Source organism: Mucilaginibacter lacusdianchii, from assembly GCF_009770985.1.
GTDB lineage: Bacteria > Bacteroidota > Bacteroidia > Sphingobacteriales > Sphingobacteriaceae > Mucilaginibacter > Mucilaginibacter lacusdianchii.
The window spans coordinates 834,267-852,689 of record NZ_WSRW01000003.1 but is presented as its reverse complement, the minus strand read 5'-3'; the positions used below and the strand labels follow the sequence as shown (position 1 = coordinate 852,689).

The 18,423-nt window shown below is 36.1% G+C and carries 15 protein-coding genes and 1 tRNA gene; all 16 read right to left on the bottom strand.

Features of this window, described 5'->3' with window-relative positions; translation table 11 throughout:
• Positions 1 to 381: 381 nt before the first annotated feature.
• Positions 382 to 1,110 carry a (Fe-S)-binding protein gene (locus tag GPM24_RS17240; protein ID WP_158828348.1) on the bottom strand — a complete coding sequence of 243 codons (729 nt, stop codon included), beginning with the start codon at positions 1,108 to 1,110 and terminating at the stop codon, positions 382 to 384.
• A gap of 16 nt (positions 1,111 to 1,126) precedes the next feature.
• A complete protein-coding gene (locus tag GPM24_RS17235; RefSeq protein ID WP_158828347.1) occupies positions 1,127 to 2,449 on the bottom strand; it encodes an MFS transporter in 1,323 nt (440 codons plus the stop codon).
• Between the two features lie 131 nt (positions 2,450 to 2,580).
• Positions 2,581 to 2,662, bottom strand: a tRNA-Leu gene (locus GPM24_RS17230).
• 110 nt (positions 2,663 to 2,772) lie between these two features.
• Positions 2,773 to 4,173: an undecaprenyl-phosphate glucose phosphotransferase gene (locus GPM24_RS17225; protein WP_158828346.1), complete on the bottom strand. Its 1,401-nt coding sequence runs from the start codon at positions 4,171 to 4,173 to the stop codon at positions 2,773 to 2,775.
• Between the two features lie 188 nt (positions 4,174 to 4,361).
• The gene (locus GPM24_RS17220; protein WP_158828345.1) at positions 4,362 to 5,708 is read right to left on the bottom strand and encodes a sugar transferase; all 1,347 of its coding nucleotides are present in this window, start codon (positions 5,706 to 5,708) and stop codon (positions 4,362 to 4,364) included.
• A 103-nt stretch (positions 5,709 to 5,811) separates the two neighbouring features.
• Positions 5,812 to 6,924, bottom strand: a complete 1,113-nt coding sequence (locus GPM24_RS17215) for a glycosyltransferase family 4 protein (RefSeq protein ID WP_158828344.1) — start codon at positions 6,922 to 6,924, stop codon at positions 5,812 to 5,814.
• 27 nt (positions 6,925 to 6,951) lie between these two features.
• Entirely contained in the window at positions 6,952 to 8,052 is a 1,101-nt protein-coding gene (locus GPM24_RS17210) for a glycosyltransferase family 4 protein (protein ID WP_199269779.1), read from the bottom strand.
• Positions 8,053 to 8,120: 68 nt separating this feature from the next.
• A complete protein-coding gene (locus tag GPM24_RS17205) occupies positions 8,121 to 9,491 on the bottom strand; it encodes an oligosaccharide repeat unit polymerase (protein WP_158828343.1) in 1,371 nt (456 codons plus the stop codon).
• 17 nt (positions 9,492 to 9,508) lie between these two features.
• Positions 9,509 to 10,699: a glycosyltransferase family 4 protein gene (locus tag GPM24_RS17200; RefSeq protein WP_158828342.1), complete on the bottom strand. Its 1,191-nt coding sequence runs from the start codon at positions 10,697 to 10,699 to the stop codon at positions 9,509 to 9,511.
• A 114-nt stretch (positions 10,700 to 10,813) separates the two neighbouring features.
• Entirely contained in the window at positions 10,814 to 11,857 is a 1,044-nt protein-coding gene (locus tag GPM24_RS17195; RefSeq protein WP_158828341.1) for a glycosyltransferase, read from the bottom strand.
• Positions 11,858 to 11,872: 15 nt separating this feature from the next.
• Positions 11,873 to 12,985, bottom strand: coding sequence for a UDP-galactopyranose mutase (gene glf / locus GPM24_RS17190; RefSeq protein WP_158828340.1), 1,113 nt, complete (start codon positions 12,983 to 12,985; stop codon positions 11,873 to 11,875).
• A 24-nt stretch (positions 12,986 to 13,009) separates the two neighbouring features.
• Positions 13,010 to 13,873 carry a glycosyltransferase family 2 protein gene (locus GPM24_RS17185; protein WP_158828339.1) on the bottom strand — a complete coding sequence of 288 codons (864 nt, stop codon included), beginning with the start codon at positions 13,871 to 13,873 and terminating at the stop codon, positions 13,010 to 13,012.
• Positions 13,873 to 14,982 carry a UDP-galactopyranose mutase gene (glf, locus tag GPM24_RS17180; protein ID WP_158828338.1) on the bottom strand — a complete coding sequence of 370 codons (1,110 nt, stop codon included), beginning with the start codon at positions 14,980 to 14,982 and terminating at the stop codon, positions 13,873 to 13,875. Before glf (GPM24_RS17180) ends, GPM24_RS17185 begins: the two co-directional genes overlap by 1 nt.
• Before the next feature lie 27 nt (positions 14,983 to 15,009).
• Entirely contained in the window at positions 15,010 to 16,470 is a 1,461-nt protein-coding gene (locus GPM24_RS17175; RefSeq protein ID WP_158828337.1) for a glycosyltransferase, read from the bottom strand.
• A gap of 52 nt (positions 16,471 to 16,522) precedes the next feature.
• The gene (locus GPM24_RS17170; RefSeq protein WP_158828336.1) at positions 16,523 to 17,449 is read right to left on the bottom strand and encodes a hypothetical protein; all 927 of its coding nucleotides are present in this window, start codon (positions 17,447 to 17,449) and stop codon (positions 16,523 to 16,525) included.
• Between the two features lie 15 nt (positions 17,450 to 17,464).
• The gene (locus tag GPM24_RS17165) at positions 17,465 to 18,370 is read right to left on the bottom strand and encodes a glycosyltransferase (RefSeq protein ID WP_158828335.1); all 906 of its coding nucleotides are present in this window, start codon (positions 18,368 to 18,370) and stop codon (positions 17,465 to 17,467) included.
• Positions 18,371 to 18,423 lie beyond the last annotated feature (53 nt).

The window sequence follows — 18,423 nt, the reverse complement described above, 5'->3', positions numbered from 1 at the left end:
TCACCTACGAAAGTGATTTATTTGATGCTGCAAAAATATAATTAAACAGTTATCATACAAGCACGATAACCATATTGAAATATTTAAAAATAAAAAAACGCCTTACATAATACGTAACGCGTTTTTAATATGATATGGTTTCGGTAATTTGAATAGTAATATTTCTAACAAATAACGAAAACGCACAGACCATGTACAGAAATCGTAATTGCAGTATAACTACTTAATACCTAACAAATAATAAACAATCAAGCGATAAATTTTTTGATGTATCATGTGTTGGTGTTTGTTACTACAAATATATAACTAAAATTATAGTAGCAAAATAAACTATACTATTTATTCATATTTAACAGAAATTTAACATCGACGCACAGCATATTAAACATTCCCCCACCCTTGTGCTAGTACATCAGCGATGTGCATTGTATTGATTGGCAACTGTTGTTTGTCTATGTAGTTTTGCAGATGCAATAAGCAAGAAGCGTCTGTGGAAATTATATAGTCTGCCCCGGCTGCCAAAGCGTTATCTACTTTTTGTTGAGCCATTGCACTAGATATGGCATCAAACTTAACGGCAAAAGTACCTCCAAAGCCACAACAGGTTTCGTTATCTTTAAGTTCTACCATTTCTAATCCGTATACTTTTGAAAGAAGCTGACGGGGCTCCTCTTTAATTTTGCATTCCCGTAAACCACTGCAACTATCGTGATATACAGCCCTGCCTTCCAACTCGGCGCCGAAATGATCAAACTGCATAATGTTTACCAAAAAATCTGAAAGCTCGTAGATATTAGATTGAATAGACCTGCACTTGTTGTGCGACATGGTATTGGTGAATAAATCATTATAATAATTCCGAACCATTCCTGTGCATGAGGCCGAAGGCGTAACAATAACATCTTCTTCCGAAAAGTCGTTCAAAAATTTGCTTCCTACCGCCTTAGCATCGTCCCAAAAACCGGCATTGAAAGCTGGTTGCCCACAACAGGTTTGCCCCGGATTGAAGTTAACCTGGCAACCGGCCCGTTGCAGCACTTTAACGGTATTAAAGGCGGTGTCTGGAAACAACTGATCTACAAAACACGGAACAAATAACTCTATCTTCATGCTTTCCTCTACAAAATTAAACGGCGCTAAGTTCTGAAATTTCGCTGTGCTTTTTCTGTTTTCTTAGTAAAGTGAATAATAAAATGAGTCCGGCTATGAAAAAGATAGAAAGTGTAAGTGCCGAATTACGCATACTATGCGTTAACGACTCCACAAAACCAAACGTAAACAAGCCAATTACAATAGCCAGTTTTTCTGTAACATCATAAAAACTAAAGTATGCCGCTGTATCGGTAATATCTTGCGGTAAAAATTTTGAGTAAGTAGACCTCGACAGAGATTGAATACCGCCCATTACCAAACCCACCACCACAGCAAGTATATAAAACTGTGTAGCATTTGTCGTAAAATAAGCGGCAATACATACGCCTATCCAAATGAACACTACACCAATAAGCACTTTTATATTACCGTAAATAGAGGATAGCTTAGACATAAGAGAGGCACCGGCTATAGCAACTAACTGAATAATAAGAATAGTTGCAATAAGACTTGCCTGTGGCAATTTAAGTTCTTTAGCTGCAAATCCTGTTGCCACCAACATAACCGTTTGCACCCCCATAGAATAAAAAAAGAATGCAGACAGGTACCTTTGCAAAACCGGCCTGGCTTTTAAATTACGCCAAACATGTCCTAGTTCTTTAAAGCCTCCGCTAATCATATTCTGGTGTACTTTTGTGTTGTTTGGTACGCCTTTAGGTAATTTTATAAATGGTATTTGGGCAAATCCAAGCCACCATAATCCTACCAATAAAAATGACATACGGGCAGGAAGCGTACCGTCAGTTATGCCAAACAGTTCCGGTTTTAACACAAACACAAAGCAGATGATTTGTAAGAGTACACTACCTATATACCCATAGGTAAAGCCCTTGGCACTCACGGCGTCCTGGTTTTCAAGCGAAGCTATTTGAGGAAGATAAGAATTATAAAATACAGCACCACTACAATAGCCGATTGCAGCTAACGCAAAAAACAGCATGCTTATCTCTAATGTATCCAGCTTGAAAAAATACAAGCCACAACAAGCTAATGAGCCCAGCCACGTAAACAATTGCATGTAGCTTTTTTTATTGCCTTTGTAATCTGCTATTGAAGTCAGGATAGGTAACAGCAACACTACTATCATATAAGCCATTGCCAGCACATAGTCGGACAAAGCTGTGTTGACAAACCGATAACCTAAAAAAGTTACCACATCTCCGTGTTCTTTAGTAGTAGTAATGGCTGTATAATACGCCGGGAATATGGTCGAGGTGATGACTAAGTTATACGCTGAATTTGCCCAGTCGAACATAGCCCAGGCACGGATGGTTTTCGGGTTGTTTTTGCTATCCATGTATGTGCTAAAGTAATTAAATTGTTTAGGAATGGAAAATCACAGCGATATGATGCTATACGAGATATTCGAAAGATAAAATTAAATTAATAAAAAAACCCACGGCATAGTACCATGGGTTTAAACATTTGTGCGGAAGAAGGGACTCGAACCCCCACGCCTCGCGGCGCCAGATCCTAAGTCTGGTGCGGCTACCAATTACGCCACTTCCGCATTAGGATTTACAGGTGGCAAAGATAGGCTAAAATCATAAACTTTAAAATTATTTTGTGCTTTTAGCGCGTTTTGCCAATAAGACATTGTTATACAACGAGATAATTTTTCTAAAATGCCTTTTCATCACCATTAACTGTTTTCCAAAAAGTAAGGAAAATAATTTTTAAGTCTAGTAAAAACGACCAATTTTCCAAATACCATACATCGGCCTCTACGCGCTGCATCATGGCATCGGTAGTGCGGGTTTCTCCGCGGTGCCCATTTACCTGTGCCCAACCGGTTATACCTGGCTTTAAGAAGTGCCTTACCATAAACCGGTCTATCAGTTTAGAATATTGCTCGGTATGGCTAAGCATATGCGGCCTAGGGCCAACAACGGTCATATCCCCAACTAACACGTTAAAAAACTGAGGTAACTCGTCTAAATTTGTGCGACGCATGAAAGCGCCAATTTTTGTAATACGGCTATCATTGCGGGTAGCCTGCTTTTTGTCTGAGTCTAAATTCACCTTCATACTACGAAACTTGTAGCAATTGAATGGTTTATTTTCCCGACCAGATCGCGTTTGTACAAAGAAAACTGGCCCACGCGACTCGCGCTTAATCAATATAGCCAGTATTGGAAACAACCAACTGAAGATGAAAATGATGACAAACAATGAGAATACAATATCAAACAGCCTTTTGAAAAAGCGATTGAGCATATTTTCCAACGGCTCGGGCCTGATTGATATAACCGGAATATGGCCAAAATTTTGTATAAACGTTGGCTTGTGTACGTAAAAAAACTCGGGGACTAATTTAAAGCGAATCAGATTTTTATCAGCGTCAAGCATTAAGCGTTCGATCTTATCAGACTCTGTATTGGGCAAAGTGCAGAATATTTCATCAATACGGTTATCAATCATGTATTGAATACATGCATCTGTAGGTCCCAAATATAATTCTTGGTTTACCACCCGCTCCTTATCATCATCAAAAATACCTAAAATCTTATAGCCACGTTCGGGGTTGTAATTGACAAAATTGTAAAGCTCATGCCCTATTCTTCCACCACCAACAATGATCGCATTCCTAAAATCTGCAAGCAAGGCACGGTCACCTTTACGAATTGTTAGGAAAATAAGCTTCCAAAATCCTAATAAAAAACCGAATAAAACCAGCGAGTAAAATAAGTATTGACGAGTTATTGAATAGGCCTTGGTGCCAATAATAATGAGTACCGTAAAACAAATAAGGCTCACAAACAACATATATGTGTTGAATAATCCCCGGTAAGTTTTTATCGAATCTTTGTTTAATACATGTTCATAAATGCGTGTAACATTGGCAGATAAAAGCCATATTAAATTAAAAACCAATACTATGGGCAAATAATTTTTGTTGTTTATCCAAACAATGTAGGACCGGTCGACAATGAGGTAAGCAATAATCATACTCAAATTAAGTATGACATAATCAACAGATAAGTTTATTGCCTTTATAAAAGTAGCGTACCTGTGACTCATGCGTTAATTAGCTGTTTCAATTATTGATTAGGATAGATGAAAATATAAGCTAAATTAACGGATAAATTTTCAAAATGTAAACATGAAAATTTTAAGCAACGATGAATATCAAATTTAAAGATTTAAATATTGAATGTTAAAAATATTGCAATAATGCAGTTAGCCACCTGTTTAGGTGGCTTGAATAGTTATTTGCCCTTACCTTGCATCATTACCTTAACGGTTCTAAATATGATGTTTAAATCAGAATTAAGGCTCATATTTTGAAGATACACTAAATCAAACCGCATGCGATCACACATCTGATCAACACTCTCTGCATATCCGTAATGTACTTGGCCAATAGATGTCAGTCCTGGTTTAACACGTAGAAGTTTTTTATAGTCAGGTGTCCGTTCAACTATCTTTTCTATGAAATGCTGTCTTTCAGGACGCGGCCCAACAACGGACATATCACCTCTTAACACATTCCAAAACTGAGGTAATTCGTCTAACCGAGTTTTACGTATTACACGTCCCCATTTGGTTATACGAGGATCATTATCTCTTGATAACTGCGGACCGGCTTTTTCAGCATCTGTATACATACTACGAAACTTGTAGATATAAAACGGCTTGTTATTACGGCCAACACGTTCTTGTTTGTAAAATACCGGTCCTTTTGAGGTTAGTTTTGTAATTAGCAAAAGCATCGCAAAAAACGGCGCTCCGAAAAGCATAACCAAACCCGAAAAACAGATGTCAAAACTGCGTTTAAGTAATCTGATTTTTAAGCTAATTTCTGGATGCGAAGTAATATGGAGCACCGGTACATCATGATAATTAACCAGTTGAGCATAATTATTACTTAAAATCAGGTCAGAAACTACTTTAATTTTTATAAAGTTTTCATCACCCACGCAAATCAATCTTTTTAACAACTCGCTATCCAACTGCTTGTAGCAAATAAAAATCTCATCAGGCTTTTTGCTTAGCAAGATTTCAATGAGCTTATCCTCAGGCATTTTTAGAATCTGGTCTTCTGATATAAAGTCAGCCAAATCATAACCATATTCAGGATGATGAGAAAAAGAGGTAACCAAACGGGCAGCTATGTTTTCATCACCAACAATAATAATTTGACGGTGATTATATCCTTTTTTACGAATGTAGTCTAAAAAGAAAAATAAAGCTGAACGGGATGCTAGTATGAAAGAAAAGAATAGTCCGTACCCAACCAAATTACTCCCACGTGATATATCCTCAATTTTTAAGAAGAATATCGCTCCAAAAACAATTAGTAGATGGTTAAAAAAAGTGATGAGTAAACGGTTGACATTATCCCGTAAAACTAATGGACGTACAATTTTGTACGTTTTAGACAAAGCGGAAAGAGCTATCCAAACTACATTGGTCAACAAAAAGTAATTGCTTGTGTTATGTGTATATAGAGATCCTGATGTTATATACTGCGCTAGATAAAGAGCAATATTTAGCATTAAAACGTCTGATATAAATACTAGCCCAGATAAATACTTCGAATAGCGTACAGACATAGTATTAGATTTATAGTTGGATATTTATTAAGTATTCGATCAAATACTGATTCATAATTAACGATTTTTTATCAAATATAATACCAAACTATAATTTTTGCAATTATTTATTGTGTTTATTAACTATATCATTAACAAACCCTCTAAATTCTGCTTTAAACCGCTGTGTTGAAAATTTGCTAGCATGGGTAGCAATATCGGCAGGTTTAAACATTTGGCTCAATTTCTCAAATTCATTTACCGCTTCTGTTATAGCAGTCACGCTTTGTTCATTAAAGTAAACACCTGTATAGTTTTCAATAACCGTTTCTAACACACCTCCCTTTTTGTAAGCTATTACTGGCGTTCCGCACGCTTGCGCTTCAACTGGCAATATCCCAAAATCTTCCTCGGCCGCAAATACAAATGCTCTGGCACCTGACATATACTTTTTTAATTCGTTAAACGGCTGGTATCCCAACAGAATGGTATTTGAGGCCGCTAACTTGCTCACTTTTTTGAAATCAGGCCCGTCTCCAATAACATACAATTTTTTATCTGGCATCTTTGCAAATGCCTGTACAATCAGATCAATTTTTTTGTAAGGAACAAAGCGCGAACAGGTAAAATAATACTCGCCCTTTTGCGCAACTAAGTTAAACTCATCTGTAGATACGTTAGGATGAATCACAACGCTACTACGATTGTAAACTTTTTTTATTCGTTTAGCTATGTAAGCAGAATTGGCAATAAAGTAATCGACACGGTTGGTACTAATAATATCCCAAGTACGCAACCGGTGCAAGATAAATTTGGCTAAAAAGCCTTTCAGCCCCTTGTTTAAGCCCGATTGATTAAGATATTGATGATAAAGGTCCCAAGCATATCTCATGGGAGAATGACAGTAACAAATATGTATTTGACCAGAGTGTGTAAGCACTCCCTTGGCAACCGCGTGCGATGAAGATATAATTAAATCGTATTCTGATAAATCGAAACTTTCGATAGCCATAGGAAAAAGTGGAAGATAGCTACGGTACTTCGTTTTAGCGAATGGTAACGATTGTATAAACGACGTAGTGACCTTCCGATTTTGAAAGCCCAAAGTTTTTATGGTTTCCGGATCTGCAACCAGTGTGTATATATCTGCTTCGGGAAATAGAGATGCAATTTCTTTAAAAACGTTTTCGGAGCCACCAATAATGGTTAACCACTCCTGTACAAGTGCTACTTTCAAGGTAGATAGATTTGCTAAAAAAATAGATTAATTATTATAACTGTCCGCAAGGATGTCGAACACTTGCTTATGCATATGTACAGACCTTTCCCAGGTAAAATGTTTAATATGCTTTTCACCTTTCTCAATAAGCTGTTGTCTGACAGCATTATTGCCTAATACGGTTGTGATTGTATCAGAAATTTCGCCATCGTTTTCCGGGGCAAAATACAATGCAGCGTCTCCGCAAACTTCCGGCAAGCAATTACCATTAGACACAATTACGGGGCATTTATTTGCCATTGCTTCCAATGGAGGCAAACCAAAGCCTTCATACAATGATGGAAATACGAATACAGAAGCTTGTTGATAAATTGAATCCATATCTTCATTGGCCACATAACCGGTAAATACTAACTTATTTACAAGTTCATCCTGGCTTTCTATCCATTCAAACAATTTTGGATCGCCGGTGATAAAGCCCTCTTTCTTTCCTACAATAACTATTTTAAAACTGCTTTTAAAAAAATCGTTTAATTTGAGATAAGCGGCGAGTAATGCTTTTAAGTTTTTATGTGGCTTAACATTTCCAACAAATAGTATATACTTTTCTGGTATGCGGTATTTATTATAGAGGGTTGAAATATCGACATTTCCAGCGGTCAGACTATGAACACCGTTATATATTACTCTTATTTTATTTTGGGAAACATTGGTGTATTTAATTATTTCTGACTTTGAAAACTCAGAAACAGTGACGATGGCGTTGCTAAGCTTTGTTGCTGCATTAATCACAATTTTTGCATACAACCTTTGCGCTAGGCTTAACTGTTTGCTAAAAGCCAAATGATAAACATCATGTATTGTGACCAGCCTTTTCTTAGCTTTAATTTTGAACAAAGGAACGTTATAATGCGGAGACCAGAATACATCACATTCAGGAACAATCTTTTTAAGCTTCCATTGCTCCTTTATACTATATATCGGGTCTGTAAACGGTATTATTTTGAAAGCTTTGAAAGCAGATAACTTATTTGGATCCCCTAACAATGTGATTTGATATAAGGCGCTTATACCAGTTAATACGTTTTGTAAATAAGTACCAATGCCAGATGCATCAATCATCCGAGCATCAACTACAATGTGCATATTTCATCGTTTGATATTTCAATATTTGTATCATTTGTTACGATTCTGAATATTGATATTGATTTAAATTAAATGCTTAATTGTTTAACATAATTAAGCACCAGCTTTATCATGCTCAATAATAACAATAAGATGAGAGTGACATATATACCGAAAAAACCTGAAGTAATTGCCAAGTTACCAACGAATATGGTGCTGGTTCCCATAACAAAATACCTGACCTTATCGTTCTTCATCGCTGCCTCTTTTGTTTTATGATCCATTAATCTGGCCGTGTAACCTAATATTATACCTACGATTATCACGCCTAAAATACCAAAATTCAAAAAAGATTCACCATACATTCCTGGCCTCAAACCCGGGTGCTCGCTGGTTTTAAATCCGCCTAAGGTAGCTGTAATTTTCCCTATTCCATTCTCTGTTCTAAATGAAGAATAAGCCGATGGAATAAACGAAATAAATGCAGAAAAATACGTTTTTCCATAAAAGTAAGTGCCGTCCCAAGCTGAGTATACCCATGCAAAGTCCCGCAAATCTGAAAAGCTATTTCCGTAGAAAATTTCCGTAGCAAATCGACCGGTTGCGCTACTGCCTTGTGCTTCAGTAGATGCAGCTTTGTTGCCCGCTCTCAGGGCACTCAATCCAACCACCAAGGCCATAATAAGCGCTCCCCCTCCTATGAATTGTTTCATTTTAACGCGGCCTTTCCATTTTAAAAACAAGGTCAAGGTAAAATAATAAATTAGAGGACCCAGTGCAGCACTTCTAGATCCAACAAATAATGTTAGCAACAAAAACGTTATAAAGTATATTTTGTCGATGCGTTTGTTAAATATAAATATCCTTGCCATTAATAACCCATTCACAAAGCCACTTAATGATGCGGTAAAATTGTAAATAACCCTAATTTTGTCATTTGCGTAAAAATACGCTCTCGGATTATTTATACTGCCTGCTTTGTAAGCCATTAGGATCATTATGATGAATACGCTGCAATACAAAAAATAAACTGTTTTAAATGTATCTCTGCTCACCAAAACATTTTTATACATCATACCTAAAGTAGACCTGAACGGAACAATACAAAACCAATAAATAGGTGTAGCAAATCCTGAAATTTTAAAAATTCGGCTTCCCAAAAAATACGACAAGTATCCTGTTAAAGTGATAAAATAGACTATATTTATTGAGCCTTGGATTTGACGCACGTGGGTTCCAACAGAAACTACGTTAAAAATAGAAGATGAAAAAGGATAGAGCAGCAGGAACGGAAAGAAGTAAGTTAAAAGTAAGCCTAAGTTCCAAGGATCTATTAGCCATCCGCTCTTCTTATAAGACAGATACCACGATATGAAAAAATGAAAGATCAGAATTATATCAATTGCTAATATAACCGGATTAAATCTTAAAGCGCCAGAAAAGTACTCGTAATTATTCATTTAACAAGCAAACCTAATTAGTTAACTCTTTTTAAGCTACTATCAACATTTGCGTTTAGTATATCATTATAGGAATTTGCCATAGCAACAATATTGAACTTAGTTAACACCTTGTTGCGAGCCATGACTTTTAATTCACTCAATTCATTGAAATTCTTCACACACAGTTCTAATCTAGCTTTCAAATCCTTATATTCTTCCGCCTCGAACAAAAACCCATTTACATTGTGATCAATAATTTCACTCGTGCCACCGGTATTTGCGGCAATTACTAGTTTCTCACAAGCCATTGCTTCATATATTGTTGTTCCTAAGGGCTCACTACCAGCAATGTTACTATTGCTGATAATTATATCACATCCACTATAAAACGCAACCATATCCTCTATAGGGCCAACATATGTTGCAACGCTTTTCTCTTGTTTTGTTAAATTAATCACTTCATTCGCATAAACTTGATCTTCTTGCGGAATACTCCCAGCAATTAGCAAATATACCTTTTTATCGATACTAGTGGCGTTTAATGTTTGCAATAAACTTAATTGCCCTTTGCGTACAGTCAAATTTCCGGCAATACCTAATAGCACTGTATCTTCATCAATTGAGTATTTAGAACGAAAGTTATTTCGAGCTAATAAATTCAACTTAAACTGATCGCAATCCAAACCATTATATAAAACATGCACTTTACTATAAGCTTGGTTGCCCCAATACTTTTTCTTCACAGCCTCGGATACAGCTAACGTCTGATCATATAGCCTTGCGTTTGAGCTGGCAAAAAAATTATCTTTTTTGGAAAAATAATTTAAATCATGGTCACTCCATACCCATTTCACTTTTGGATAAAATATTTTACTTAACAATAGTGCAGGCACAATGTAAGATGCCGGCACAACTGTGTTAGCATGTACAATATCAATCTTATTTCGATTAATATATACTAATACCTTCACAGACAAAAAGATATAACTTCGTATTGCCTGTAATATAAATTTGAAAATACTAGTATTGGATCTATTAAGTTTTTTTAGAAGACCAGACGTTGTAACAGGATAATTATTGATTTTTATCACTTTTTCAGCAAATTGGCCCGGCGCTACAAAAAGATGTGGGCAAACTTCTTTGCAATTGTACTGCATCAATCTATCTATCACAATTTCAGCTCCTGACGCTTTTTCACCCCCAAATACATAAAGCACTCTGTACATACAGCCTTATCTGATTTTTACAATTAAAATTTATATATCGTTGAGCATGCTATGACCCAAGTACTTTAGCCACTCCAATTTATTACCACCCTAGTTCAAAAATGCTTTTATCTTCTAACTCAATTCTTTTTCCAAAGCAGCTAATGCATCTGCAAAAAAATATCCGTTTATTAATTTCTTCTGGACACTTATACAATTGTTTTTTAGCTTCAAATAGTCTTGTTCCTGGATGTTGATATTATTCAAATCAGTTAAATTATCTATCAATACACCAACTTCCCATTGGTCAACCAACTTGCCGATTGCCGAATTTCGAGGTGCAATAACCGGCAATCCGGCGGCTAGATACAGAGATGCCTTATGTGGGTTATTATATTTGATGTAATTTCCCCATACACTGTCCAGCTTTTCTACATCCTCTCCATCCCAAATTAAGCCAAAACGGCCTTGTAAGTTATAAACCACTTCGTCCGGATTGAACACACCTTTCCAATTTAAATTAGGGGTATCTTTTGCTAGGTCTGACAAAAAATGAGGGCCATATACGTTAAATATCCAACCATCAATTGCTCCCAACTTGTAAATAAATGTACTCTTACTTAGGTTTCCGGCATAAACAATGGTTTTGGTTGACAAATCACTATTGTTTGCCATTGGTCGTGCCGGCGCCAGATAGTCAAAAAGTTGCAGGCTATGCATTTTAGAAGTTACACCATGCTCTTTAAGCCATTTCATCATACTGTCATTATGCACGATCAAAAAATCGTAATAATTTAAATTGCTGGTTTCACGTGCTACCAAGTTTATATCATTACCACCAAGTCTCAACGACTCGACATCATGAATGATGCAAAAAAACTTAATTTGTTTAAGTTTTGCGGCTTTAATAAAATACTTAAACACATTATTCAGCATTGGATACTGAATTCCAATAAGAGCTCCCCTCTCTACTTTGAGGATGAATTTGCAGATAGCAATAAAAGCATTTAAATAGAACTTTGTAGTTCGTCCGGCAGTATTATCTACCGTTAAAGTAAAATCTTTATAACCGCGCAACGAGAAAATTTTATTACAATCGGCCACAGCTTTCGTTGCGGCCGAATTGTTAATTTTATCGCTGTATTCAAAAATTGTAAACTGGTATTTGTGTTGTGACATAACAGCTGTTAAGTTTTAGCTGTTAAACACGTCTTTGACCGTTTTTAAAGCCGAGCCGATGATTTGGTGCATATCATAATACTTATATTCGGCTAGGCGCCCGCCAAAGATGACAGTAGTTTCTTTGTCGGCCAAGTCTTTGTATTTCTTAAACATCTCGTTGTTCCGCGTATCATTGATAGGATAATACGGTTCTTTCTCAGCAGTCCATTCCTGAGGATATTCTTTTGTAACAACAGTTTTGGGTTGGGTGCCAAACTCAAAATGCTTATGCTCAATAATCCGGGTGTAAGGCACTTCACGCTCGTTGTAATTTACTACCGCGTTACCTTGATAATTTTCTGTATCCAGAGTTTGATGTTCAAAGCGTAAACTTCTGTACTGCAATTGTCCAAATTGGAAATCATAATACTGATCAATTTTGCCGGTAAATACAATATTATCAGCCATAGCTTCCCACTCAGCACGATTTTCGAAAAAGTCGGTATTTAATTTGATTTCAACACCTTCTGTTAGTGCCTCAGTTAGTTTGTTATAACCCCCAATTGGGATACCCTGGTATTTATCGTTGAAATAGTTATTGTCGTAAGTAAATCTTACAGGCAACCGTTTAATAATGAATGCAGGTAACTCTGTAGCCGGACGCCCCCACTGCTTTTCAGTATATCCTTTAATCAGTTTTTCGTAAATATCAGTTCCAACCAAAGACAATGCTTGTTCTTCCAGGTTTGATGGTTCTTTGATATCTAACTGATCAATCTGCGACTGAATTTTTTTCTTGGCTTCTTCAGGCGTGCGTACCTTCCAAAGCTGGTAAAAGGTATTCATGTTGAAAGGTAAGTTATACAACTCATCTTTATAAACAGCCACCGGGCTGTTTGTATACCGATTGAATTCAACAAATGAATTTACATAATCCCATATAAACTTATCGTTTGTATGAAATATGTGCGCGCCGTACATGTGCACATTGATATCTTCAACTTTTTCGCAGTGAACATTACCGCCTGCATGTGGGCGTTTATCGATGATAAGACAAGTTTTACCGCGTTTTTTGGCTTCGTGTGCAAATACACTTCCAAACAAACCGGCACCAACAATTAAGTAATCGTACTTTTTAGATGACATATGTGTTTTTTATTGATAGATATTTTAATAGATATTCAAGAACGGTTTAGTTGAACCAATGTTTTTTCCTGAAAAATCTTCAATTTCTTTTGAAACCGGAGTATGGACAATTTGCCCCTTCATTTTTTTGAACTCACTATATGCCTCATAAAACCAAGGTATAGTGTGCAACCCATATTTATATACTCCCTTAACATTGTTGAGCATAATGCGAGTTAAGTACTTATTTCTCGTTTCGGTTGAAAAGTATTTATACACTATAACCAATTCATTTCGAACTGAAAATATTTTTAAACGTTTAGGCGTTCTGTTTAGCGCGCTGGTACGATGTAACACCTTGCACTTTTCAAAGTATTTAATCTTATAGCCGGCATTCAAAACTCTAAGGCCATACTCCCACTCATGCGTGTAAATGAAAAGCCATTCAGCAAAACCTCCTATTTTATTATAAACCTCTTTTCTGATTACAGCTCCGCAACCGATAAAATCGGTGCAATCCTGTAAATCTACCCTATCATCTGTTTGAAAAGCCCCCCCCGTGATGTTTAGAGATAGCACACCAACTTCCGAATGGACATCCAGATAATTTATAGCTTCGTCTATACCGCTCTCAACATTGCTATCATCATCCAATACAACCATATACTTTCCGGAAGCCTCGGCAAATCCATCATTCCAACCAGCTATACCGTTATTTGAAGGCCGTGTTACAAGTTTTATTTTATTACTTAATGCCTTAAGCGACGCTACGCTATTATCTGTTGATGCGTTATCAACTATAATGATTTCATAATCTGTTCGCCCCTGCATTAACTGGTGCGTTTTTTCAATAGTTTGCAGTACTTCTGCTTCACGGTTGTAATTAAGAATTACAAATGATATTTTCATTAGATAGTGTTTGCGATGTTTTTTTCAAAGATACTTAGAGCACGTGCTACAACCTGGTCCATATTGTAGTATTTATAATCGGCTAAACGCCCACAAAAGAAAACATTCTCCAATTTATCAACTTCAGCTTTATACTTTTTATAAAGTTCATGGTTGTCTTCTTTAGGAATTGGGTAATATTTTTCCATATCACCTTCGGCGAGTAATGAATATTCGCGCGTTATAGTAGTCACTGGACTCTTTTGCCCGGTAGCGTGTTTCCACTCTACTATCCTGGTAAAATCATAGTCATTAGGATAGTTTATTTGCTGGTACCCTTGATAATTTTCTTGATTAAATGTTTCGTGTTCGAAACGCAATGAGCGGTAAGGCAGCTTACCAAATTTATAATCAAAAAAAGAATCAATTGGACCGGTATAAATCAGTTTGTTAAACTTTATATCGTTGATAATGTTTTTATAATCCGTTTGCAGCATGATAGAAATGTTAGGATGCGAAAGCATTTTAACGAACATTTCTGTATACCCATGCTTAGGCACTCCCTGATAAGTGTCGGTAAAATACCGGTCATCGCGATTAGTCCGTGTAGGAATTCGTGCTGTTACACTTGCTGCCAAATCTTTCGGATTCAGATCCCACTGCTTTAAAGTGTACCCTTTAAAAAATTTTTGATATAAATCTTCCCCCACTTGGCTAATTACCATTTCCTCGGAATTTTTAGGATTAGCAATTGACACTTTTACACTATCATAATAAGCCTGTACTTCTTTAGGCGACGTTAATTTGAGTCCATATAAGGTATTCAAGGTATCATGATTGATGGGTATTGGTAAGAGCATGCCATCAACATAGCTTTTTACACGGTGATAATGGAAACGCCATTCTGTAAACCTCGACAAATAGTCAAATACGTTTTTATCATTTGTATGAAACCAATGCGGACCGTATTTATGCACAAGTATGCCGTCTTCGTTATAATAATCGTAAGCGTTACCGGCTATATGACTGCGCCGGTCAACAACTAAAACCTTTTTATTTAGCTGCGTGGCTATTCTTTCGGCAAGTACACTTCCGGAGTATCCTGCTCCAACTATTAAATAATCGAACATAAATGTTATTTCAATGTGTAGTATATATTAATTAATTGAATTAACCACTTCTCCAGTAGTTAATTGTTTGTATATAGAGTCGAGCTTTTTAAAATGGTCAGTTAAACTTTGGATGTACTTACTGCGGTTGTTAATGAGATTGTCGTTTAAATTACCAATTTGTATAGGCTGGGACGTTATGCTTTCAATTATGCTCAGCAGTTCGGTAGCGGTACAAGAATTATTTAACCAGCCAGTCTCGTTATCAATAACATAATCCGGAATTCCGCCAATGTTATTGCCTATAACAGGAATGCCCTTGGCTAAAAACTCAATACCTACTAACCCATACGCTTCCTCCCACAATGATGGTACTATTCCTACGTTTATTTTCAATTTATCTAACAGCTGGTTTAAATCCGCAGGATTGTATTTACCTGCATACTGAATAAATGGATATTCAGAAAGAACTGCTATGTCATCATCGCTAAGTGTACCGAGCACTGTAAATTTGATTTTGCTAGAATAGGCGCAGTTCTTTAAATTGTCAAAAATCTCAAGCATAAGCTGTCTACCTTTCGGCAAACTTCCCATTACATTGATTAACCCAAAATTGATAATTTCTGATGTCTCTTGTTGCAACGGCTGCATCATTGCGATATGGTTAACAGTTATATGTAGCGCTGAAACATTGTCAAACTTCTCGTAACTATTTAATATGCTGGCAACCTTGTTTGAAACGGTTAATATCAAATCTAAGTCTTTAAGAAAAGACATGTTGCTGTTTCTTCTATTCTGGTAATCTTCTGCTTTCGGGTAGCTTTCAGCTTGTTTTGCAATGTAAATTAAATTGTCCGTCTGAATTTTTTTTTCTTGACGCTCAGAAGCAAGTTTTGGCTTTATAACTTCCATAAATCTTTTACGATTTTTTTCCGAAAAAAGATCACGGAAGGTAACTTTCAATTGGTAAAATAATCCATTTACCGGAGCATCAGTACAGCATACGGAGCATTGCTTACCTAAGTCGTCCCCTTTAAGCTTACAAACATTACCATTGGGCAAAAGCAATTTTAATGTCGGACACAAAGTGAAGTAATCATGAACGGTAAAAATTGTTTTGATTCCCAAACCTTTTATTTTAGCCACAACACTGGTAGGAATACCAATAAATTCTTGGAAGTGTATAATGTCAGGTTTTACCGCATTAATTACGTCGAACAATTTCTTTTGAGTGATAGGTTCTGCGATATCGAAAAGTGGTTCATCTATTCCCTTATCTAAACCCGATATTATCGGTGGATTAACTAATTCGAAAATAGTATAACCTTTGTTTTTATGCTTACGCTTAACTAGCATTGCGTTTGGCAAAAACACGTTTGACCTGCCCGTACAAAAATAATATACATGGTATCCGTTTTGAGCTTGTAATTCCATTAAATCTTCGGCATACTCAATTAAGCCTCCCGATCTAAAGGGAATATATCCCCAACCAACATGTAACACTCTCATTATATACTAGTAGTGTTGCTATAAGATATACACATAAGATAATTGCACTGCATTATAAACGACCTTTGAACGTTACTTTCTTTATATTTTTATATCTTAAAAGAATTGTATCGTATAAGTGGACATACTTTGGTATTGTTACCGTTTCGTAGTGCTTGGCTAATTCTATGGCCTTTTCCGCTATTTCTTGCACTGGTTTGCCCTTATACTTTTTTAGAAAACGAACCAAGTGATAGTCAAAATACTTTCTGTCCGTTATTTTATAATAATAATGAACTATATAGTCTTCCGTGTCCACAATTCTTGTTGCGTTCTGTAACACATAAGATAACGCAAATTGTTCTATATGAAACACTTCACCTTTTCCGTAAACCTGGTCTATCACTTCAATATTATCGTCAAGTAATGAAGCATTTTGATAACTTATGCCTGTAAAACCAGAATTCCACATTCTTGTTGTCAGCGGTATACGGGTTTCTTTTCCCTTTATCAGATAAGTATTATTTCGAACATTGTGTCGTAAATCTAACCAATAACTGTTTTCATGGTCTCCACCATCAACCAAATCATACTCATCTATATTCATAACACAAACCTCGGGTGAAATTTTGTTAAAAAGAGGCCAAGGATATTTCGTGAAGAAAGTGTCGCCGTCTAAGAACATCATATCTATTGGATATTTCTCCATACAAAGCTTCATGACACATGCTTTTACTCTATGTATGTAACCGTAAGGCTTGCGATACTCAGCAATTTGCTGTTTAGTGAGAATCTCGTAAACAATTGGGAAACTACTTAAATACTTTTTATACGAAGAAATATCGTCAGTGTAAATCGTAATCTGCAGTCCTGTAAAATCTCCTTTTAAATGATAATATAAAGTATGCAAGCAGAAAACAATTTCATAATGCACAAGCTTGTCACCATGTGACAAAAAAACCAGGTTCTTCGTGGCTCGGTCGCTATTTGTATTAGACATGTTAACTTTTTACAATTAGAAATTTAATTTAGGTTTAAATATGGCTTTCAAAGATGAGTTTAACTTATTGCGCAAAATCATTCTTCTTAGGTAATAAAAATTTATCTTTTCGAATGGTGCCTTCTTGAAATGCTTCAATGCATACCTTAACTGAGTTAAAAAATTATAATCAGTGTTGATTAAGATAGTCATAAATTCTTTCAAATTTAATAATTCGGCATTAGCCAAAGCCTCATCACTTACGTTTGGTGCTTTCAAAGGAAGCTTTTCCTCCCAAATATCGGTAAGGCGTAAATGCGTGCTTACCCAACTTTTATTAAAAGACCCATGGGAAAAATGTTCAAGCAAAAAATTGTATGTCACCACAACATCGCCTAACAAAAAATTTTTTATTGAAAAATCAATGTCATAACCATGGAAGCCAGTCAAATACTCTTCCGAAAATTTCGTTTCCGCCCACGCTTGTCGGGTAGATGCAATAAATAATCCGTCTAGAATGCAAACCTTACTTAACTTTTCTTCAAAGGGGTTTTCATAAGATAATGTTGTTGCACGATTAGGATGACTTTGCAAGTGATTTTGACAATTTAAGTTGGAACAAGCTAAATAAACACTACTAGGACTGCTGACTTTGACAGCACATCCTAATACTCCGATAAGCCGTGCCTTTGATTTGGTAAAATCATCGATTAATATCTGTCCCCAGTTTTTGGTATGAAACTTAATATCCTCGTGGCTGAAGCACAAATATGGATATTTAGCCTGCTGCGCACCAATGTTATATGCTTTTGCAATCGGGTATTTGTGTTTTTCATTTTCGATAACAATTACTTCATGTTCAACGCCAATGCTATCTTCAATATTCTTTACTATCGCTTCTCTTAAATTCTTCTTGACAGAACATATAATTATTGATATCATAATAATAGCTAATAGTTTTATTTTGGGCGCACCAACTAAAAAACAAGTAATAA

Coding starts and splice junctions, on each gene's coding strand:
- GPM24_RS17240 (WP_158828348.1), bottom strand. CDS start 1,110: ATGAAGATAGAGTTATTTGTTCCGTGTTTTGTAGATCAGTTGTTTCCA.
- GPM24_RS17235 (WP_158828347.1), bottom strand. CDS start 2,449: ATGGATAGCAAAAACAACCCGAAAACCATCCGTGCCTGGGCTATGTTC.
- GPM24_RS17225 (WP_158828346.1), bottom strand. CDS start 4,173: ATGAGTCACAGGTACGCTACTTTTATAAAGGCAATAAACTTATCTGTT.
- GPM24_RS17220 (WP_158828345.1), bottom strand. CDS start 5,708: ATGTCTGTACGCTATTCGAAGTATTTATCTGGGCTAGTATTTATATCA.
- GPM24_RS17210 (WP_199269779.1), bottom strand. CDS start 8,052: ATGCACATTGTAGTTGATGCTCGGATGATTGATGCATCTGGCATTGGT.
- GPM24_RS17205 (WP_158828343.1), bottom strand. CDS start 9,491: ATGAATAATTACGAGTACTTTTCTGGCGCTTTAAGATTTAATCCGGTT.
- GPM24_RS17200 (WP_158828342.1), bottom strand. CDS start 10,699: ATGTACAGAGTGCTTTATGTATTTGGGGGTGAAAAAGCGTCAGGAGCT.
- GPM24_RS17195 (WP_158828341.1), bottom strand. CDS start 11,857: ATGTCACAACACAAATACCAGTTTACAATTTTTGAATACAGCGATAAA.
- glf (WP_158828340.1), bottom strand. CDS start 12,985: ATGTCATCTAAAAAGTACGATTACTTAATTGTTGGTGCCGGTTTGTTT.
- GPM24_RS17185 (WP_158828339.1), bottom strand. CDS start 13,873: ATGAAAATATCATTTGTAATTCTTAATTACAACCGTGAAGCAGAAGTA.
- glf (WP_158828338.1), bottom strand. CDS start 14,982: ATGTTCGATTATTTAATAGTTGGAGCAGGATACTCCGGAAGTGTACTT.
- GPM24_RS17175 (WP_158828337.1), bottom strand. CDS start 16,470: ATGAGAGTGTTACATGTTGGTTGGGGATATATTCCCTTTAGATCGGGA.
- GPM24_RS17170 (WP_158828336.1), bottom strand. CDS start 17,449: ATGTCTAATACAAATAGCGACCGAGCCACGAAGAACCTGGTTTTTTTG.
- GPM24_RS17165 (WP_158828335.1), bottom strand. CDS start 18,370: ATGATATCAATAATTATATGTTCTGTCAAGAAGAATTTAAGAGAAGCG.